The sequence below is a fragment of the Ruegeria sp. BG5 genome (genome assembly GCF_056538425.1).
Window position 1 is genome coordinate 323224 of record NZ_JBQFTC010000001.1, and the last position, 16473, is coordinate 339696.

The window sequence follows — 16473 nt, forward strand, 5'->3', positions numbered from 1 at the left end:
AGATGGATTCGATTCTGGTGACGGGCAACGGGCCGCTAAACGGTCAGATACCGATTGCGGGGGCCAAGAACGCGTGTCTGACGCTGATGCCTGCAACGCTGTTGAGCGAAGAACCGCTGACGCTGACCAATGCGCCGCGGCTGAGTGACATCAAGACCATGACAGCCTTGTTGCAGTCGTTGGGGGCCGAGGTGTCGTCATTGCAGGATGGACAGGTGATCGCGATGTCCAGCCACAGCCTGACCAGCCAGACAGCTGATTATGACATCGTGCGCAAGATGCGCGCCTCGAATCTGGTGCTGGGACCGTTGCTGGCGCGGTTCGGACAGGCGGTTGTGTCGCTGCCGGGCGGGTGTGCGATTGGCGCGCGGCCGATGGACCTGCATGTCGAAGGGCTTGAGGCGCTGGGCGCCGAGATTGAGCTGAAAGACGGCTATTTGCACGCCAAGGCACCGGGCGGATTGAAAGGTGCGATGCACGAGATGCGCTTTGCCTCGGTGGGTGCGACCGAGAACATCGTCATGGCCGCGACGCTGGCCAAGGGCACTACGGTTCTGAAAAACGCTGCGCGCGAGCCCGAGATTGTCGATCTGGTCGACTGCTTGCGCAAGATGGGGGCGCAGATTTCCGGCGAGGGCACTTCGACCATCGAAATTCAGGGGGTCGAGCGGCTGCACGGTGCAACGCATCAGGTTGTGACCGACCGGATCGAGCTGGGCACCTATATGCTGGCCCCGGCGATTTGCGGCGGTGAGGTGGAGTTGCTTGGAGGGCGTTTGTCTCTCGTCGAGTCGTTTGCGGCCAAGCTGGATGCAGCGGGCGTCAGCGTGACAGAGACCGAGAAAGGCCTGAAAGTCACCCGCAAAAACGGACCGGTGCGCGCCGTGGACGTGGTGACCGAGCCCTTCCCCGGTTTCCCGACCGATCTGCAGGCGCAGATGATGGCGCTGATGTGCACGGCCGAGGGGACTTCGGTACTGGAAGAGCGTATCTTCGAGAACCGCTTTATGCATGCGCCCGAACTCGTGCGCATGGGTGCGAATATCGAGGTACATGGCGGCACCGCCACGGTGACGGGTGTCGAACGTCTGAAAGGTGCGCCGGTAATGGCGACCGACCTGCGCGCCTCGGTCTCGCTGATCCTTGCGGGGCTGGCGGCGGAAGGTGAGACTACGGTCAGCCGGGTCTATCATCTGGATCGGGGATATGAACATGTGGTGCGCAAGCTGGAAGGTGTGGGTGCCAAAATCGAACGGATCAAGGGCCAATGACAGACGCAAGCTTTGAAGACGGGCGCGAGGCCCCGCTGAATCTGGGGGCCGAGGATGCGGATGACCTGCAGGTAATCTCAACCCTCGCGCAGGACGCCGTGTTTCCGGTGACAGAGATGACATGGCATCCCTCGCAGCGCCGGTTTGGCCTGCTGCTCAACCGGTTCCGCTGGGAGGACAAGGACGCAGCCACGCGCCGTGACCGCCCGTTCGAGCGGGTGCAATCGGTGTTGGTTTTTGATTCCGTGCTGTCGGTGGCCAGTCAGGGTGTCGATCGCAGCGACACGGATATGGTCATGTCGCTTCTGTCGGTCGATTTTGAGCCCGGTGAAGATGGCGCGGGCCAGATCATGCTGACGCTCGCCGGAGATGGAGCGATCCGACTGACGGTTGAGGCCATTGAAGCAACGCTCAAAGACGTGACGCGGCCCTATCAGGCCCCGTCCGGTCAGGCACCGAACCATCCGGAATAAACGCGGCATATCGCAGGCGTTCACCAACCCTGTCGAGGGGGTGGTGCTGCGCCGCGTCACCGTGTTCGACGTGTTCCAGATGAGCCAGGTGTTGATCCGGTCGATCACCCATCTTTGTGCTGCGGATCATGGGAAAGACCCGCATCTTCTGTCCCTGTGGACAGCCAACAAGGATCCGCAGACCATTCGGGGATGGATTCAATCCGGGTCCGAAGTCTGGGTCGCAGAACTGGCCGGGCAGATTGCAGCCGTCGGCGGCGTGCGGCTGGGGTCCAAGATTTCTCTGCTATACGTCGATCCGTCTTATGTCCGTCGTGGGATCGGTCGGGCGCTTTTGGCGCGGCTAGAGCAAGAACTTGCAGATCAGGGATGTGAACAAGCGTCCTTGGATGCCACGCATACCGCGCGCGCCTTCTACCTGAGATACGGGTGGGTGCAGGCGGGCGAGCCGGAAGACTGGCGCGGGATGACCCAGTTTCCCATGCGCAAATCGCTGCACCCCGCCAAGAAGGGTTGAGACCTGCGGGTCCCGGCGATATGTCCCCGTGAAACGCTCCGGAGTGCCCGATCATGCCCGTATTCCTTGATACCACATCGCCCGAGTTTGAAGCCGCTTTTCAAACCCTGCTGTCCGCCAAGCGCGAGGACAGCCCGGATGTTGATGCAGTTGTAGCCGGGATCATCGAGGATGTCCGGGCACGCGGCGATGCAGCAGTGATCGAGCTGACCGCCAAATTCGACCGGCTGGAACTGACGCCTGACACGCTGGCGTTTTCGGCCGAAGAGGTGACGGAAGCGGTTGCACAGGTATCAGAGGCCGACCGTGCGGCATTGGAACTGGCGGCTGCGCGTATCCGTGACTATCACGAAAAACAGATGCCTCAGGATCAGCAATGGACGGATGCTGCTGGGGCTACGCTGGGCTGGCGCTGGTCGGCGGTTTCGGCGGCGGGGCTTTATGTACCGGGCGGGTTGGCCTCTTACCCCTCATCCGTGCTGATGAACGCCATACCGGCAAAGGTGGCGGGCGTGGAACGGCTGGCCATCGTGGTGCCGACGCCGGGCGGTCAGGTAAATCCATTGGTTCTGCTGGCGGCGCAACTGGCAGGCGTGGACGAGATCTATCGCATCGGCGGCGCGCAGGCTGTTGCCGCGCTGGCCCATGGCACGCAGACCATTGCGCCGGTCGACAAGATCACAGGTCCGGGCAATGCCTTTGTCGCGGCTGCCAAGCGGCGGGTTTTCGGCAAAGTGGGCATCGACATGATCGCGGGCCCGTCCGAGATTCTGGTCATTGCCGACAAGGACAATGACCCGGACTGGATCGCGCTGGACCTGCTCAGCCAGGCCGAACATGACGAAAGCGCGCAGTCGATCCTGATCACGGATGATGCCGCATTCGGGCAGGCCGTGGCGCGGGCCGTTGATAAACGTCTGGAAACCCTGCAGCGGCGCGAGATTGCCGGGGCAAGCTGGCGCGATTTTGGCGCGATCATCACCGCGCGTGATCTTGAGGAAGCCGCCGCACTGTCCAACCGTATCGCCCCTGAACATCTTGAGCTGTGTGTTGCAGACCCGGTGGTGCTGAGTGAAAAGACCATCCATGCGGGCGCGATCTTTCTGGGTCAATACACGCCCGAAGCCATTGGCGATTATGTGGGCGGCCCCAACCACGTGCTGCCCACGGCACGGTCTGCGCGGTTTTCGTCCGGCCTGAGCGTGATGGATTTCCTCAAACGCACGACACTGAGCCAGATGACCCCCGAAGCGTTGCGTGCCATCGGCCCGGCAGCCAAACAACTGGCGCAATCCGAAAGCCTTGAGGCGCATGGATTGTCAGTGACGGCACGTCTGAAACGGCTGAACGGCTGATGTGACGCAAAGACCTGTGGAATATGGCGCTTCTGTGCGTTGCCCAATGAAATGCGTTGTTATAGGTCTGAGCAGACGTGAAGGATTGTGACCGTTAAGATGACTCGCATTTCGCATATCGAACTGGACGACCGTAACCTGCCCCCGCCGACGCCTGAGATCGAGCAGGAGCGTAAGGTCGCCATCTATGATCTGTTGGAAGACAACAGCTTTGCCCTGCCAGCGCGGGACGGGCGTCAGGTGCCGGACGGTCCCTACCACCTGCAACTGTCGATCCGCGACAAGCGGCTGGTCTTCGACATTGCCACCGAAGCAGCGGAAAAAGCTGCCGAGTTCCACCTGTCGCTTGGCCCGTTTCGGCAGGTGGTCAAAGACTATTTCCAGATTTGCGAAAGCTATTTCAACGCGGTCAAAACCCTGCCGCCCAGCCAGATCGAAACCATCGACATGGCCCGGCGCGGCATCCACAACGAAGGCAGCCGGGTGTTGCAGGAACGGCTTGAGGGCAAGGCCGATGTGGATACCGACACCGCCCGACGCCTGTTCACGCTGATCTGCGTGCTGCATTTCGGAGGCTAACGGGTGACGCCTCTGCCGCAGTCGATCCTGTTCTGTTGCGACCACAACTCGGTTCGGTCTCCGATGGCCGAGGGCATCATGAAAAAGTTCTACGGCACCGGCACCTATGTGCAGTCTGCCGGCGTGCACAATGATCTTGAGATTGACGGGTTCTGCATCTCGGTCTGCCACGAGATCGATGTTGAGTTGTCCCGCCATCGTTCACGCTCATTCGACGAGATGGAGGAATGGGGCGATGACCTCAGTTCCTTCGACCTGATCGTCGCCCTGTCCCCCGCCAGTCAGCGCAAAGCGCTGGAACTGACCCGGATTTTTCATCTGGATGTCGATTATTGGCCAATAATGGACCCTACCGGGATGGGTGAGACGCGCGAAACAAAGCTACACCACTACCGACAGACCCGCGATCAGATCATCAAACATCTGAAAGACCGCTGGGGCGAACCAACGGAGTGACACATGAACCAGACCGTTCAAACCTATTTCGATGCCTTCAACGCCGGGGATGTGGACGGCATGCTGGCCTGTTTGTCCGATGACGTGGCTCATCACGTGAACGAAGGCCAGATTCGCGTCGGCAAAGAGAAATTCGCGGCTTTCTGCGCCCATATGAACCGCTGCTACAAGGAAAACCTGACCGACATCGTAGTGTTCGAGGCCGAAGGCGGCACCCGTGCAGCAGCCGAGTTCATCGTCAACGGCACCTATCTGGAAACAGACGAAGGGTTGCCGGATGCCCATGGTCAGACCTATCGCTTGCCTGCCGGGTCGTTCTTCGATCTGAAAGACGGCAAGATCACTCGCGTGACCACTTTCTACAACCTTGCGGATTGGACCAAGCAGGTCTCGAATGGCTGAGGTCACCGCGGTCCGCGCCCTGACCGGAGCGGCGCTTGAGGCTGCTCTGGACGACGTTGCGCGCCTGCGGATTGAGGTGTTTCGGGCCTGGCCGTATTTGTACGACGGCGATCTGGAGTACGAGCGGACGTATCTGCAATCCTACCGCGATAGCGACAAGGCCATCGTCGTGGGAGCGTTTGAAGGGGATCGTCTGGTTGGTGCGTCAACAGGCGCGCCGTTGATGGATCACGCTGACGATTTCGCAGTGGCGTTCGATGGCACGGGTCTGGACCTGTCGCAGATCTTCTATTGTGCGGAATCCGTCCTGTTGCCTGACTATCGCGGGCAGGGTGTCGGGCATAAGTTCTTTGACTTGCGTGAAGCTCATGCGCGCGCCTTGGGCTTTACCAAATGCGCCTTTTGCGGTGTGCAGCGCCCGACGGATCACCCGTTGAGACCCGAGAACTACCGCCCGCTGGACGTATTCTGGCGCGCCCGTGGCTATGAGCCCCTGCCGGGTGTGATTGCGCAGTTTTCGTGGAAGGATATCGGGGAAGACGGTGAGACGCTGAAGCCGTTGCAGTTCTGGATCAGAAATCTTTAGGCATTTCTTGATAGGTGGGACACCTTAGGACAATCGGAGCCGACCGGATCATCCAAGCGGCTGTTGCTTAGACCTTTTTTCCCGCCAACATCTTGTGACTTTTTGCCAGCAGGCTTGTCGGCGCGGGTTTTCCCCTCAAGTTGGCCTTGGATTAACGAGGTCACAGAATGATTGAGAACGAACCCAAGCCAGCCCGCTATTATGACGAGCACGATATTTGGACATTGGACCCAACAGCGGCAGATGCTGTGGTCTATGAACGTTTCGCCTCAACCATCGTGGACCTTGTGAATGTGCTGGATGACACTAAGCCGATGATGTCACGTGACGTATACGCCAGACTGTTTGATTCCCTGCTGAATATGTCGCGGATTTTGGGGCAGTACGAAGAGAGTTGGGGTCTGGCTTCGGGCAGCCAACGGACCGATTGACCTGACACCGTACAAAAGTTGATTGGCAAATCGACGGTTTTCGCGTTTCCGCGCCCATGCTCACTATACAAACTTGGACATAGACGATTAGTCTCGCCCGCGGACCGATAAGCTGGGATCGCTGACATGAAAGTCGCCACCGCCGCCTACAATCTCGACTGGCTCGACAGTTGGGCGCAGTATGAGGACAAGCTGGACCGCTGGGTCTCGGACGCCGTAGGGCAGGGGGCCGAGCTTCTGGTTTTCCCCGAATACGGTGCGATGGAGTTGTCGACACTGGACGGGCCCGAGGTGGCAGGCGATCTGGAACGCTCGATCCGGGCGGTGTCCGACCGGATGGAGGATGCGCAGGCCCTGCATCAGCGCCTTGCGGCTGAGCACAAAGTGTACATTCTGGGTGCCTCGGCACCGGTGATTACCGGGCCTGGCCGTCCTGTGAATCGCGCCGAGCTATATGCGCCGGACGGTCGGCAGGATCATCAGGACAAGCAAATCATGACCCGGTTCGAGCGTGAAGATTGGGACATCGCCCCTGGCGGTCCGCTCAAACTGTTCGATACGGCACTGGGCAAGATCGGTATTCTGATCTGCTATGACAGTGAATTTCCCCTGCTGGGCCGGGCGCTGAGCGATGCGGATATCATCCTCGTTCCGTCCTGTACCGAGGCGCTTTCGGGCTATTGGCGGGTTCGGATTGGTGCAATGTCGCGGGCGTTGGAAAACCAGTGTGTGACGGTGATGTCCTCGCTGGTCGGCAGCAATGACTGGTCCGAGGCGGTTGATATGAACACCGGCACCGGGGGCATCTTTGGCCCGCCCGACAAGGGATTTCCGCAAACCGGCGTGCTGGCCGAAGGTGCCTTGAACCAGCCCGGCTGGACTTATGCCGACGTCGATCTGACTGCCATCGCCACTGTCCGCGCAGACGGCCATGTTCTGAACCGAACCCATTGGGACGAACAAATCCCCCGAGTCGAATCGGCCACAATCTCTCAGCTTTGATGATTCTGGCCTTGAAATAAGGCCGAAATAGGCTCATTTAAGCGCACATCCCCGCAGATTCTGCGGGTGCAACGTAACGATGGAGACAACATGGCCAAGGAAGATACGCTCGAATTTCCCGGTGTCGTGAAGGAACTCCTGCCTAATGCGACGTTTCGGGTCGAGCTGGAAAACGGCCATGAGATCATCGCACATACGGCAGGCAAGATGCGCAAGAACCGCATCCGTGTTCTGGCCGGCGACAAGGTTCAGGTCGAGATGACCCCCTATGATCTGACCAAGGGTCGGATCAACTACCGCTTCAAGTAACGCCTGCCGCAATGGCGTTTATCTTAGGATCGGGCAGCCCAAGGCGGCTGGACCTGCTGGCGCAGCTTGGCGTGCAGCCCGATGCTGTCAGACCCCCGGATATCGACGAAACGCCGCTGAAGGGGGAACTGCCGGTTCCCTATTGCAGCCGCATCGCACGCGAAAAAGTGCGGGCCGTGCAGGCCGATGCCGAAGATATCGTTCTGTGCGCGGATACCACGGTTGCTTTGGGCCGCCGCATTCTGGGAAAGCCTGAAGATGCAGGTGAGGCGGCGGCATTTCTTTTTGCCCTGTCCGGTCGGCGTCACCGCGTCATCACCTCGGTTGCCGTACGCCGTGGTGACCGTGTTCTGCAAAAGGACGTGGTTTCGCAAGTTCGGGTGAAGCGTCTGTCCGATACTGAGGTCAACACCTACCTTGAAACAGGGGACTGGCAAGGCAAGGCCGGAGCCTATGCCATCCAAGGTCCGGCGGGCGCTTTCATCCCCTGGATTTCCGGTTCATTCACCGGCATCGTTGGTCTGCCTTTGGCCGAAACATCGGGGCTGCTGCAAGCGATCGGTTACCCATTACATCGAGGAACGCCATGAAGGGCCGCACCATTGTTCTGGATCACATAGAAGGCCGCGAAGCTGCGGCCTTGATGGTGGACGGCAAACTGGACGACTTTCTGATCGCTGGCGACGCGCCAACCCCCGGTACGATCTACCGCGCCCGCGCGGATCGCCCGGTCAAGGGGCAGGGGGGCATGTTCCTGACAACCCCAGACGGCCCTGCGTTTCTGCGGCAGGTGAAGGGTCTAGCCCCGGGTGCCTTGGTGCTGGTTCAGGTCACAGGCTACGCAGAAGACGGCAAGGCACTGCCGGTCACGGATCGCGTTCTGTTCAAAAGCCGCTACGCCATTGTCACGCCCGATGCGCCCGGCCTGAACATCTCGCGCAGTATCAGGGACGAGGATGAGCGGGACCGGCTGCTTGAAATTGCGCATGAGATGATGGGCGACAGTCCCTACGGGCTGATCCTGCGCTCCTGCTGTGTCGGGGCCGATGCCGATGAGGTTGCCGAAGACATCAGCGCCATGCTCGCACAGTCCGAACAGGTGGTGAACGATCCCGGAACAGAGCCGGGAACCCTGTGCGAAGGGGATGGTCCACATCTGCTTGCATGGCGCGACTGGACCGATCCGGCAGAAGTTGTCACCCAGACCGGCGGGTTTGAAACCCACGGCGTGCTGGACGCGCTCGAAACCGCGCGCAGTATCAAAGAGCCTTTGACTGGAGGAGGGTTCCTGTACATCGAACCCACGCGGGCACTGGTGGCAGTGGACGTAAACACCGGCTCGGACACGTCCTTGGCGGCCGGAACCAAGGCCAACTTCGCCTGTGCGAAACAATTGGCCCGCGCCTTGCGTGTGCGTGGTCTTGGCGGGCAAATCACGCTGGATCTGGCCCCGATGCCCAAGAAGGACCGCCGCGGCTTCGAACAAGCCTTGCGCACCGCCTTCCGGCACGACCCCGTCGAAACAACGCTGGCAGGCTGGACCCCTCTGGGCCACTTCGAGCTGCAGCGCAAAAGGGGTCGTATCCCTTTGAAAGAGGTGTGGAAATGAGCTGCCCGATCTGTGGTGAAGAGACAGTGAACCGCTTCCGCCCTTTCTGCTCCAAGCGTTGCGCGGATATTGATCTGGCCAAATGGCTCAACGGCTCATACGCGGTTCCATCGCAACGCGAAGAGGACATCGAGGCCGACATTTCTGACGCGCCCGAAGCCCATCAGCGGCCACATTGAAAAAATGTAAAAAAGCCTCTGGACACTGCTGAACGCAAGTCATAGAACGCCTCCACCCAACGGCAAACACCGTTCCCGTGCCCGGGTAGCTCAGGGGTAGAGCAGTGGATTGAAAATCCTCGTGTCGGTGGTTCGATTCCGCCCCCGGGCACCATTTCAAAGCGGTAGGATGCTATCTTTATTCAGTCTTGCTTAAAGTTTTTTAACCACCGTGCTTCCTCCAGGGCCGGTCTAAATCCTTCTCCTGCTCACCTGTGGGTTTCTCCCTTCGGGCGGCGGTTTTGAAATGGTCCCAACCATCTATGAACGATCAAATTTAGTTGTTCGCAAGCAGACCAGATCAGAAGATGGTGCGCGGCGCCAAGCACAAAAAGAAAACCAACGGAAGAATAAACGCAGGTGTCGCGCCCGGCTTCAGGCTTCTATGCGATAGCAAACAGCTCTCCTCGACAAAACCAGCTTGATTCCGCAACGGCGTAAAGCAACTGTGTGACCAACCGACAGAACACTCGGAGAATAAGGGAATATGACTTCTGCCAACTTAACGAAGCATGGGAGCAGGTTTCGGAGACTCTTCCGATGGCTCAACCACCAGCCTGAAGTCATTCTCCACATAGGGCAGCACAAAACGGCCTCTTCTACTATTCAAAACTCCCTGCAGGGGGCTGAGCGAGCGAAGCTGTTAAGTGGCGTTCGATATTGCGAATTTTCTCGGCCAAACCACTCTTTTTTGGTCGCTTCTGCCTTTGCCGACCCGGCATGTGTTCCATACCATAAAAGTTTGAAATTTGGTTCTGGTATCCCCTATCGGTTCATGAAGGCGCAGAGTGCGAAAGAACACATCAAAAACGAATTGAACACGGCGCGTGAGCAAATGGTCCCGCTTATTCTTTCTGCTGAGGATTTTTGCGCTCTTTCTTATGAGGAGTTGGCAGCCGCCAAACTATTTTTTAGCGAACTCGGAGTATCAAGGGTGCGCGTAATCGGGTACGCTCGCAGTGTAGAAAGTTGGGCAAATAGTTTTTCCCAGCAAATTATTAAACAAGGGGTGCAGACAATCGATGAGGTTTCTGAAATCGAAATCTACCCAAAGTACCGGGAGAATTTTGAAAAATTCATTGATCTATTTGGCGAAAAAAACGTTCACATAAGTGCTTTTGACAAGTCAGCGTTGAAAAGCGGATGCATTGTTGCTGACTTTCTAAGCAAATGTGATATTATTGGAGCCGAAATCCCTGTAATTAATAGAAACACGTCTATTAGTCTGTTTGAAGCTAAAGTTGCGTCTAGGGTAATCCCGCTTTGTCGGCAAAGGGCTGGTCGCAATTACAGCAAGTATCGACCGCTCGTGCAAAGCTACTGTAGTGAGTTTGGAGGGAGAAAGTTTTCCCTTCAACGTAAGACACTAGACAGATGCAGAGAAGCGGCATCAGACGACATCGAATGGGCCCGAGATACCTTGAAAATCGATGAGGATTTTCTTCTGTCGAAAGCAGCGGAAACACCTCGAGAAGAATATTGCGCACCAGTGCAGGATTGGGAGCTAATGCAGTTCTATCGGCACTGTCGAAATATGATGAGAGCGGGGTAACACCTCACTCGACATTTGACCGGGAAACATGCCGAAACTCTGAAAGCACTGGGTCCAGAGCCTAGTTCAGAAAAATCTTAACCCCGAAATAGGGCCCGTGCTGTGTGACGTCATAGGCAAAGTCGCCAGTGTCGAGTGTATCGCTGTAATCGACACTGAAAAAACGATAGCCAAACGTAATCGCCGTATTCTCCCAAGGCTGATAGTCAAATCCGATATTGGCCCCGACCTGAAGGTCGTTGCCTCCGGCCCCGAAGCCGCCAAGATCTAGTGAGGCGATGGTCGTCCAGCGCTCGTTGAGGCGCCACATGCCGCGGGCCCCTATGACTGGTTCGATCCAGTCCTGGTCTCCGCCAAGGGTTGGTGGGTTTGCTGGCCCGGTTGTGGTGAAATCGATCTCTTGCCGGATCGAGTTATAGCGGAGGCCGCCTTGCAGATCGACGGTGTAGCGTTGGTTGTTCGCTCCATAGGTTCCGTCCGCTATGCGATATGCGCCGAGGATCGCGAACCACTTCTGCCGGACATCCACGTTCACGGCTGTCGCGCGTGGGCCGGGAAGTGTTGCATCCTCTTCGATGCCCACATAATTGGCGTCGACTATAATCCCCAGATCGCCGTTCCACGCCTCGTACCGCCCGGCGGCCGCGAAATCCAGAACGCTCAGCACATCGCCGAGATCAAGGTCAATATCGGCGGAAACACCAGCAACCGTTGACGTTCCAGAGGTCCTGAGTGGCGTAAACAGATAGAAGCCCAGGGTATGTCGCCACCCTTTGTCATTCTGGCCGGGCGCGGGCAGAGATTGTGCAGATGCGCCAAAAGCAAGCAGACAGGGCAGAGCAATTGTGCTTGCGGTGCAGGCGGCTGATCTGATGGTCATGCCTCAATCTCCTTAGTCTACTCCGCGGCCAGGCGGACAGTCCGTTCGTCACGAATGCAGCGCCTCTGGTCATTTGCTGACCGAGGATTGTTTGAGCAGAAAGGCCTCAACAGCGGCCTGGGTTTCGGGACGCAGGTTGTCGATGCCTTCATATGGAACGCCGCGTGCGGGTTCGGTGTCCGGGTACATTTCCTTGCGCTTCAGATGCCGTCCGAGAATGCGTACAAACTCCTGCCCGCCCCAGGCGCCAACCTCGGTAGAGACCGGGTATTTTTCATGCGTGTCCCGGTAAACATCGAAGAAGTCAGCAAGGATTGCGCTTTCACCGGATCCTGGAATACGCAGCTTTAACTGATCCTTGATGATCGCCTTGGGCGTTTTGACCGAATAGACGATCAGGTGATCCCGCCGGCCCTTTGTTTCCCCCAAAAGCAACAGCGCAGATTGATCGACGCCATCTACCAACCGGTCCCTGGGGATACCTGCATCCGCCCCCGCAAACCGAGCCAGTGTTGTGTACAGATCAGAGACATGGACGATATCCCCGACAATCCCGTCTGCCTCGATCATGCCGGGCCAGCGGATGAAGCTGTCGACCCGGATACCGCCTTCGGACACATCGCCTTTGCCGCCCGAGAAAACCATCGGCGTGAACCCGGACTGAGGGGCGTATTTGGTGAAGTGACCGTTGTCGCCCATGACGAGGACGATGGTGTTTTGGGCGATGCCAAGTGCCTCTAATTCGGCAAAGATGTCGCCCAGCCACTCATCAAGCAGTTGCATCTTGTCGACATAAAGCCCGCCATTTGGCGATTGCGGCCCGCTGCGGCCTGCGCGTGTATTATCGAGCGGGATCAGAGGCCAGTATTGCAGGAAAAAGGGCTGATCACCGCCCGCAAGCTTGCGCAGTTGTTCCAGAGTCTGATCCTGATAGCGCTGGTTCATGTCGTCGTATTTTTCTGCTGTCCAGCGTTCGCCCGCGGTCATATGAACTTCGCGCGCGGTTCCTCCTTTTTCGGCCTCTAGCCCGGTCACCATGGCCGCCGGGTCGGGGCGAAAGAAGTTGTCCAGAACAAAGCGATCATCGAAATCCGATATCCCGACAGAGACCTGTTCCCGGATTGCGTCGTCATTGAAGATCGTGAGCTGCCCCTGCTGGTGCACCGGGAAACCGGCCCAGTCAAACCCCTGGTTATGCGGCCAGGCTTCGGGGATATCGCCCATATGCCATTTGCCGACATGCGCTGTCGCATACCCTGCACCTGACAGGATCTCGGCCAGTGTGACCTCGTCAGCGGGCAGGCCGAACCCGGCGATGTCGACGGTGGTGTCGCCCATTCCCATCCGCACCGGCAGCCGTCCGGTCATCATGGCAACCCGGGTGGGTGTGCACGAAGGTTCGGTATACATGCGGACCATACGCATCGCCTGATCCGAAAAATCGTTGATGTTCGGGGTGGAATACCCGCGCACAGCGTTGAGTTCGGGAATGCCCAGATCGCCAAAGCCGATATCGTCAATCAATATGTTGAGGATATTCGGCGGCTTACCTTTGTTTGTGGCCCGAAAGTCCTTCAGAAGTTGATCGACCTCGGCATTATCCGCCGCCCATTGTTCCGCGTTTTGCGCTTCGAGGATGTAGTACTCGGCGTCGTGGATAATGGGTGCGTTCTGCGCTGTTGCGACGTTTGCAGCGAGACAGATGAGTGCCGAAAGGCCAATCCGTTTTTTCATTTCGGTGCTCCTCATTGATTCTGCTCCGGTGTTTGTTCGGTTGCGGATTCGACAGCGGGCTGCGGGCGAGTGGGCTCGGTGTACCCTGCGTTTGTGCGATTGATGTCGGTGCCGGGGAAGAACTCGACCCAGACGTGCCAGAACATCCCGGATCGCAGGGTTTCGACCCGGCTCAGCCTGCCGCAATTTGCATTTCCGAAGAAATCGATCTCTGTCACTGGCGTGCCGCTGTCATTGTACCAGACGCCAACGCTTTCATAGGCCGGGTCATAGGACACGACGACGTCGCGACCGCCCACCGTGGCATTGATCAGCCCGTGATGATCGGCAATGAAATCATCGGTCCAGCACACGGCATCGTCACCAACTGTCACGCCCCAGACGTATGTCTTGTTTGGAAGACGGTCGTCGCTGTGGCTCATGTTGTCCATGACCGGCGCGGATTCCTGATGCTGCTTTGCGATGCCCGGCGAGAACACGGTTTCGGTGAACATATCGAACAGTCTTAGAAATGGGTTGGAAGACGGTTTGTTCAGAAAAACCTCTCCGTCCGGGTAGGCTTTCTGAAATCCACGAAAGCTCATCCGGAAGGTTGGCCAGGGCTGCATCGCGGACTGCCCTGAGGCATCGCCGTCGAAATGGCCATAGATCTGTTGGATCGGTTCGCCACTGGTGTTGTCGCGCAGGATCAGGTTGTTGCCGTGCTGGGCCAGCACTTCCAGGTCCAGTCTTTTGCCATCGACTAAGGGCTTGTAGGCCAGACCCAGATTGGCCATCGCGCAATAAGTCATCACGATGTCGTCTCCACCCAGCCCTTTCGCATTCCCGGCCAGATGCGGGCGCATCAACTGCGCGTCGGAATGCGCGCGTGCGTGGCCATTGTTCTCGATCACCAGAACGCTTGCCGATGGATTGATGTAATCGCACGCTTCTGAGATCGGGAAATACTGCGCGCTGTTTTGCTGATTGCGCAGGCCGATGTGGACCCAAACCCAGGGGAAGACGAACAGGAAGATGATCAGCACGGTCACGGCCGGCATGCCCAGGAAAAACAACCATCCGGGGCCACCGCCCATCAAATGGCCAATAAGCATAAGGATCAATGCTCCGATACCGGCGGCCAGATAGGCGTTTTCGTTGCGGATAAATCGGATCATGTTGTTCCGCTTCACCTTCAACACCATTTGGCTGATGTCGCCGAGGTCGCGGAAATACATGAACCCTATCGTCAACGATACGATGAGACCCGCGTAGAATAAGAGATTTGCCAGCATTTGGATCGCCTTTGCTGTGTTCTGGTTAGCCTTCGGGAGGTTTTGATCTGGACGCGAGGTAAAGGTGAATTTCGTCCTCAAGCCCCCGAAGGCTATCGATTAAATCAGAGTAGGTCGGATCACTGGCATCGCAGGGTAACAGGGCAGCCAGGCTTTCATAATCAACGCAGATTTGGGCGAACACAGTGTCCGCGCTTCGAAGGCGTCCGATTTCATTCGCCCGGTCCGGAAACAACATCGACAGTGTGTCCATAGTGATCCTCAAATCGCATGTTCCCAAGTTCTGCCCCAGCGACCAGGCGCGCTCCCCCTCCTTTCCCATCCAATATCGCTGAAATTCATTTACATATTCAGGTATCTTAACGTATGTTACGTCGTAACATGTTATTTTTCAGAGGCTTATAGGTTGCCTGAAGGCTTCCAAGGCGATGTCGTTGACGAAATTGCAGACAGATCCGGGTCCTGATCCGGTTGGGTCGATTCTTTCGGATGTAGAAATCCGGCGGGCTTTGGCATCGATTCTGGAAAGCCCCGAATTTGACGGGGCAGAGCGTTTGCAGTCTTTTCTAAGCTACGTCGTCGAAAAGCTATTGACGGGGCAAGCCGAGGACATTCGCGCCAAATCAATTGCCGAGGACGTCTATGGCAGATCGCTGGACGCAGGTGGCGACCCGATGGCGGTCGTACGTGTCGACGCGGGCCGAATGCGCCGACGGCTGGCCAGTTACTACTCGAATTCCGGGAAAGAACAGCGCCTACGTATTCATGTCGATCCCGGTGGGTATGTGCCCCGGTTCGAGTTGCTGGAGCCTGAGCGAGGAAAGAAACGGAAGCGGCCACTGCCGAGATACCTGCTGCCCGGAATGGTCGTTCTGGCGGCGCTGGGGGTTGGGGTAGTCGTCTTTTTCTCCAAGGCTGCAGACATGCCGCAATTCGCCTCTGTTCAGTCCGATGACACCTTGAAACAGCAAGCGGTCAGAGAAGCGTTGTTTTCCACCAACCCCACAAAGTTGCAGGCGGTGAACCTGGCCGCCGAGGCGCGCCCGTTGATGTTTCCGGTTCTTGATCGTGAACGGCTGCACGCAGTACGTGGTATGTTTGACCGGGCTATCGCTTTGGATGAGACATATTTCGGCGGTTTCGCAGGCTCGGCCCAAGCCATGGGAATTCTGGCAATCACCGCTCCGCCCGGTGAGGAAAAACGCGACCTGCTGAACCTCGCAAGGGTGCGCGCGATCAAGGCTGTGGAACTGGCCCCTGATGAGGGGTGGAGCCACTCTGCGCTTGCTTTGGTCTCATTCGCCAATCGCGATTTTGATGCGGCACTCAACCAATCCGCGCGGGCGATCAGCCTCGCGCCGGACGACATCCATGTCACAAGTTTTGACGCTTTGTTTGCGTTGTTTGGCGGCGCGTTCGAACGCGCAATTGCCTCTGCCAAGCGCGCGCAAGAAAGCGACCCGAACAATCGAAGGTTCCCATATCGAAGCGTCCTGGCCTCTGCGAGTTTCCATTTGGGGGATTTTCAGGATTCAGTGAACCAGTTCAACGAAGCGATAAGACTGGGCGACCCGGTGAGCGCAATTTCGATTGGGTATCTGGCCGCCGGATATCAAAGGTTGGGAGAACACGAACAAGCCGGTGCAACAATCCTGCTTTTGCAGGAAGCCTGGCCTGACTACCCCCTTGCGGCTTTGTTTCGGACCTTGTTTGCTGATCCGGCCCATGCCGAGGATATCCTGTCCGCATTGGACGAAATCGCGCCTTCACCTGTTGATCAATGATCCGGTAAACACGCGACGCTTGAATTCAAACTCCGGAAGCA

19 protein-coding genes and 1 tRNA gene are annotated in these 16473 nt (G+C 57.7%); 17 read left to right on the top strand and 3 right to left on the bottom strand.

The window, feature by feature from the left end; translation table 11 throughout:
* The first annotated feature begins 2 nt into the window (after positions 1-2).
* The 16 genes from murA to ACR0KX_RS01585 all read left to right on the top strand — a co-directional run bounded on the left by murA (position 3) and on the right by ACR0KX_RS01585 (position 10760).
* A complete protein-coding gene (gene murA / locus ACR0KX_RS01510; protein WP_170452419.1) occupies positions 3-1271 on the top strand; it encodes a UDP-N-acetylglucosamine 1-carboxyvinyltransferase in 1269 nt (422 codons plus the stop codon).
* A complete protein-coding gene (locus ACR0KX_RS01515; RefSeq protein WP_170452417.1) occupies positions 1268-1744 on the top strand; it encodes a DUF2948 family protein in 477 nt (158 codons plus the stop codon). The genes murA and ACR0KX_RS01515 overlap by 4 nt, the downstream gene beginning before the upstream one ends.
* 43 nt (positions 1745-1787) lie before the next feature.
* Entirely contained in the window at positions 1788-2261 is a 474-nt protein-coding gene (locus tag ACR0KX_RS01520; RefSeq protein ID WP_480707775.1) for a GNAT family N-acetyltransferase, read from the top strand.
* Between the two features lie 53 nt (positions 2262-2314).
* A complete protein-coding gene (gene hisD, locus ACR0KX_RS01525) occupies positions 2315-3616 on the top strand; it encodes a histidinol dehydrogenase (RefSeq protein ID WP_170622987.1) in 1302 nt (433 codons plus the stop codon).
* A gap of 99 nt (positions 3617-3715) precedes the next feature.
* Positions 3716-4195 carry a UPF0262 family protein gene (locus ACR0KX_RS01530; protein ID WP_170452413.1) on the top strand — a complete coding sequence of 160 codons (480 nt, stop codon included), beginning with the start codon at positions 3716-3718 and terminating at the stop codon, positions 4193-4195.
* Positions 4196-4198: 3 nt separating this feature from the next.
* The gene (locus tag ACR0KX_RS01535; protein WP_170452411.1) at positions 4199-4651 is read left to right on the top strand and encodes an arsenate-mycothiol transferase ArsC; all 453 of its coding nucleotides are present in this window, start codon (positions 4199-4201) and stop codon (positions 4649-4651) included.
* Positions 4652-4654: 3 nt separating this feature from the next.
* Positions 4655-5053, top strand: coding sequence for a ketosteroid isomerase-related protein (locus ACR0KX_RS01540; protein ID WP_170622989.1), 399 nt, complete (start codon positions 4655-4657; stop codon positions 5051-5053).
* Positions 5046-5639 (top strand): GNAT family N-acetyltransferase, encoded by a 594-nt coding sequence (locus tag ACR0KX_RS01545; RefSeq protein ID WP_170622991.1) that lies wholly within the window; start codon positions 5046-5048, stop codon positions 5637-5639. The genes ACR0KX_RS01540 and ACR0KX_RS01545 overlap by 8 nt, the downstream gene beginning before the upstream one ends.
* Before the next feature lie 167 nt (positions 5640-5806).
* Positions 5807-6070, top strand: a complete 264-nt coding sequence (locus ACR0KX_RS01550; protein ID WP_170622993.1) for a hypothetical protein — start codon at positions 5807-5809, stop codon at positions 6068-6070.
* Between the two features lie 126 nt (positions 6071-6196).
* The gene (locus ACR0KX_RS01555; RefSeq protein WP_170521880.1) at positions 6197-7072 is read left to right on the top strand and encodes a carbon-nitrogen hydrolase family protein; all 876 of its coding nucleotides are present in this window, start codon (positions 6197-6199) and stop codon (positions 7070-7072) included.
* Between the two features lie 90 nt (positions 7073-7162).
* Complete coding sequence (infA, locus tag ACR0KX_RS01560) at positions 7163-7381, top strand: translation initiation factor IF-1 (protein ID WP_005978431.1); 219 nt, start codon at positions 7163-7165, stop codon at positions 7379-7381.
* A gap of 11 nt (positions 7382-7392) precedes the next feature.
* Positions 7393-7971: a Maf family protein gene (locus ACR0KX_RS01565; protein ID WP_170452400.1), complete on the top strand. Its 579-nt coding sequence runs from the start codon at positions 7393-7395 to the stop codon at positions 7969-7971.
* Positions 7968-8990 carry a ribonuclease E/G gene (locus ACR0KX_RS01570; protein WP_170622995.1) on the top strand — a complete coding sequence of 341 codons (1023 nt, stop codon included), beginning with the start codon at positions 7968-7970 and terminating at the stop codon, positions 8988-8990. Before ACR0KX_RS01565 ends, ACR0KX_RS01570 begins: the two co-directional genes overlap by 4 nt.
* Entirely contained in the window at positions 8987-9169 is a 183-nt protein-coding gene (locus ACR0KX_RS01575; RefSeq protein ID WP_170622997.1) for a DNA gyrase inhibitor YacG, read from the top strand. Before ACR0KX_RS01570 ends, ACR0KX_RS01575 begins: the two co-directional genes overlap by 4 nt.
* Positions 9170-9248: 79 nt before the next feature.
* A tRNA-Phe gene (locus ACR0KX_RS01580) sits at positions 9249-9323 on the top strand.
* A gap of 627 nt (positions 9324-9950) precedes the next feature.
* The gene (locus tag ACR0KX_RS01585; protein ID WP_480707776.1) at positions 9951-10760 is read left to right on the top strand and encodes a hypothetical protein; all 810 of its coding nucleotides are present in this window, start codon (positions 9951-9953) and stop codon (positions 10758-10760) included.
* Between the two features lie 61 nt (positions 10761-10821).
* Here the strand turns inward: ACR0KX_RS01585 and ACR0KX_RS01590 are convergent, their stop codons facing one another.
* From ACR0KX_RS01590 to ACR0KX_RS01600, 3 genes are all read right to left on the bottom strand, one after another.
* Positions 10822-11640, bottom strand: coding sequence for a hypothetical protein (locus ACR0KX_RS01590; protein ID WP_170623001.1), 819 nt, complete (start codon positions 11638-11640; stop codon positions 10822-10824).
* 69 nt (positions 11641-11709) lie between these two features.
* Entirely contained in the window at positions 11710-13374 is a 1665-nt protein-coding gene (locus ACR0KX_RS01595) for a sulfatase-like hydrolase/transferase (protein WP_480707777.1), read from the bottom strand.
* Between the two features lie 11 nt (positions 13375-13385).
* On the bottom strand, positions 13386-14648 hold the full coding sequence (locus ACR0KX_RS01600; RefSeq protein WP_480707778.1) for a DUF3179 domain-containing (seleno)protein: 1263 nt from the start codon (positions 14646-14648) through the stop codon (positions 13386-13388).
* 428 nt (positions 14649-15076) lie between these two features.
* Here ACR0KX_RS01600 and ACR0KX_RS01605 point away from each other — a divergent pair, with 428 nt between their 5' ends.
* Positions 15077-16432 carry a tetratricopeptide repeat protein gene (locus ACR0KX_RS01605; protein ID WP_170521903.1) on the top strand — a complete coding sequence of 452 codons (1356 nt, stop codon included), beginning with the start codon at positions 15077-15079 and terminating at the stop codon, positions 16430-16432.
* Positions 16433-16473: the final 41 nt, after the last annotated feature.

Bases quoted from the DNA above. Each gene is read 5' to 3' on its own strand.
- ACR0KX_RS01540 (WP_170622989.1), top strand. From the start codon at position 4,655: ATGAACCAGACCGTTCAAACCTATTTCGATGCCTTCAACGCCGGGGAT.
- ACR0KX_RS01515 (WP_170452417.1), top strand. From the start codon at position 1,268: ATGACAGACGCAAGCTTTGAAGACGGGCGCGAGGCCCCGCTGAATCTG.
- ACR0KX_RS01590 (WP_170623001.1), bottom strand. From the start codon at position 11,640: ATGACCATCAGATCAGCCGCCTGCACCGCAAGCACAATTGCTCTGCCC.
- ACR0KX_RS01605 (WP_170521903.1), top strand. From the start codon at position 15,077: ATGTCGTTGACGAAATTGCAGACAGATCCGGGTCCTGATCCGGTTGGG.
- ACR0KX_RS01595 (WP_480707777.1), bottom strand. From the start codon at position 13,374: ATGAAAAAACGGATTGGCCTTTCGGCACTCATCTGTCTCGCTGCAAAC.
- ACR0KX_RS01555 (WP_170521880.1), top strand. From the start codon at position 6,197: ATGAAAGTCGCCACCGCCGCCTACAATCTCGACTGGCTCGACAGTTGG.
- murA (WP_170452419.1), top strand. From the start codon at position 3: ATGGATTCGATTCTGGTGACGGGCAACGGGCCGCTAAACGGTCAGATA.
- ACR0KX_RS01565 (WP_170452400.1), top strand. From the start codon at position 7,393: ATGGCGTTTATCTTAGGATCGGGCAGCCCAAGGCGGCTGGACCTGCTG.
- ACR0KX_RS01600 (WP_480707778.1), bottom strand. From the start codon at position 14,648: ATGCTGGCAAATCTCTTATTCTACGCGGGTCTCATCGTATCGTTGACG.
- infA (WP_005978431.1), top strand. From the start codon at position 7,163: ATGGCCAAGGAAGATACGCTCGAATTTCCCGGTGTCGTGAAGGAACTC.
- ACR0KX_RS01570 (WP_170622995.1), top strand. From the start codon at position 7,968: ATGAAGGGCCGCACCATTGTTCTGGATCACATAGAAGGCCGCGAAGCT.
- ACR0KX_RS01530 (WP_170452413.1), top strand. From the start codon at position 3,716: ATGACTCGCATTTCGCATATCGAACTGGACGACCGTAACCTGCCCCCG.
- ACR0KX_RS01575 (WP_170622997.1), top strand. From the start codon at position 8,987: ATGAGCTGCCCGATCTGTGGTGAAGAGACAGTGAACCGCTTCCGCCCT.
- hisD (WP_170622987.1), top strand. From the start codon at position 2,315: ATGCCCGTATTCCTTGATACCACATCGCCCGAGTTTGAAGCCGCTTTT.
- ACR0KX_RS01550 (WP_170622993.1), top strand. From the start codon at position 5,807: ATGATTGAGAACGAACCCAAGCCAGCCCGCTATTATGACGAGCACGAT.
- ACR0KX_RS01545 (WP_170622991.1), top strand. From the start codon at position 5,046: ATGGCTGAGGTCACCGCGGTCCGCGCCCTGACCGGAGCGGCGCTTGAG.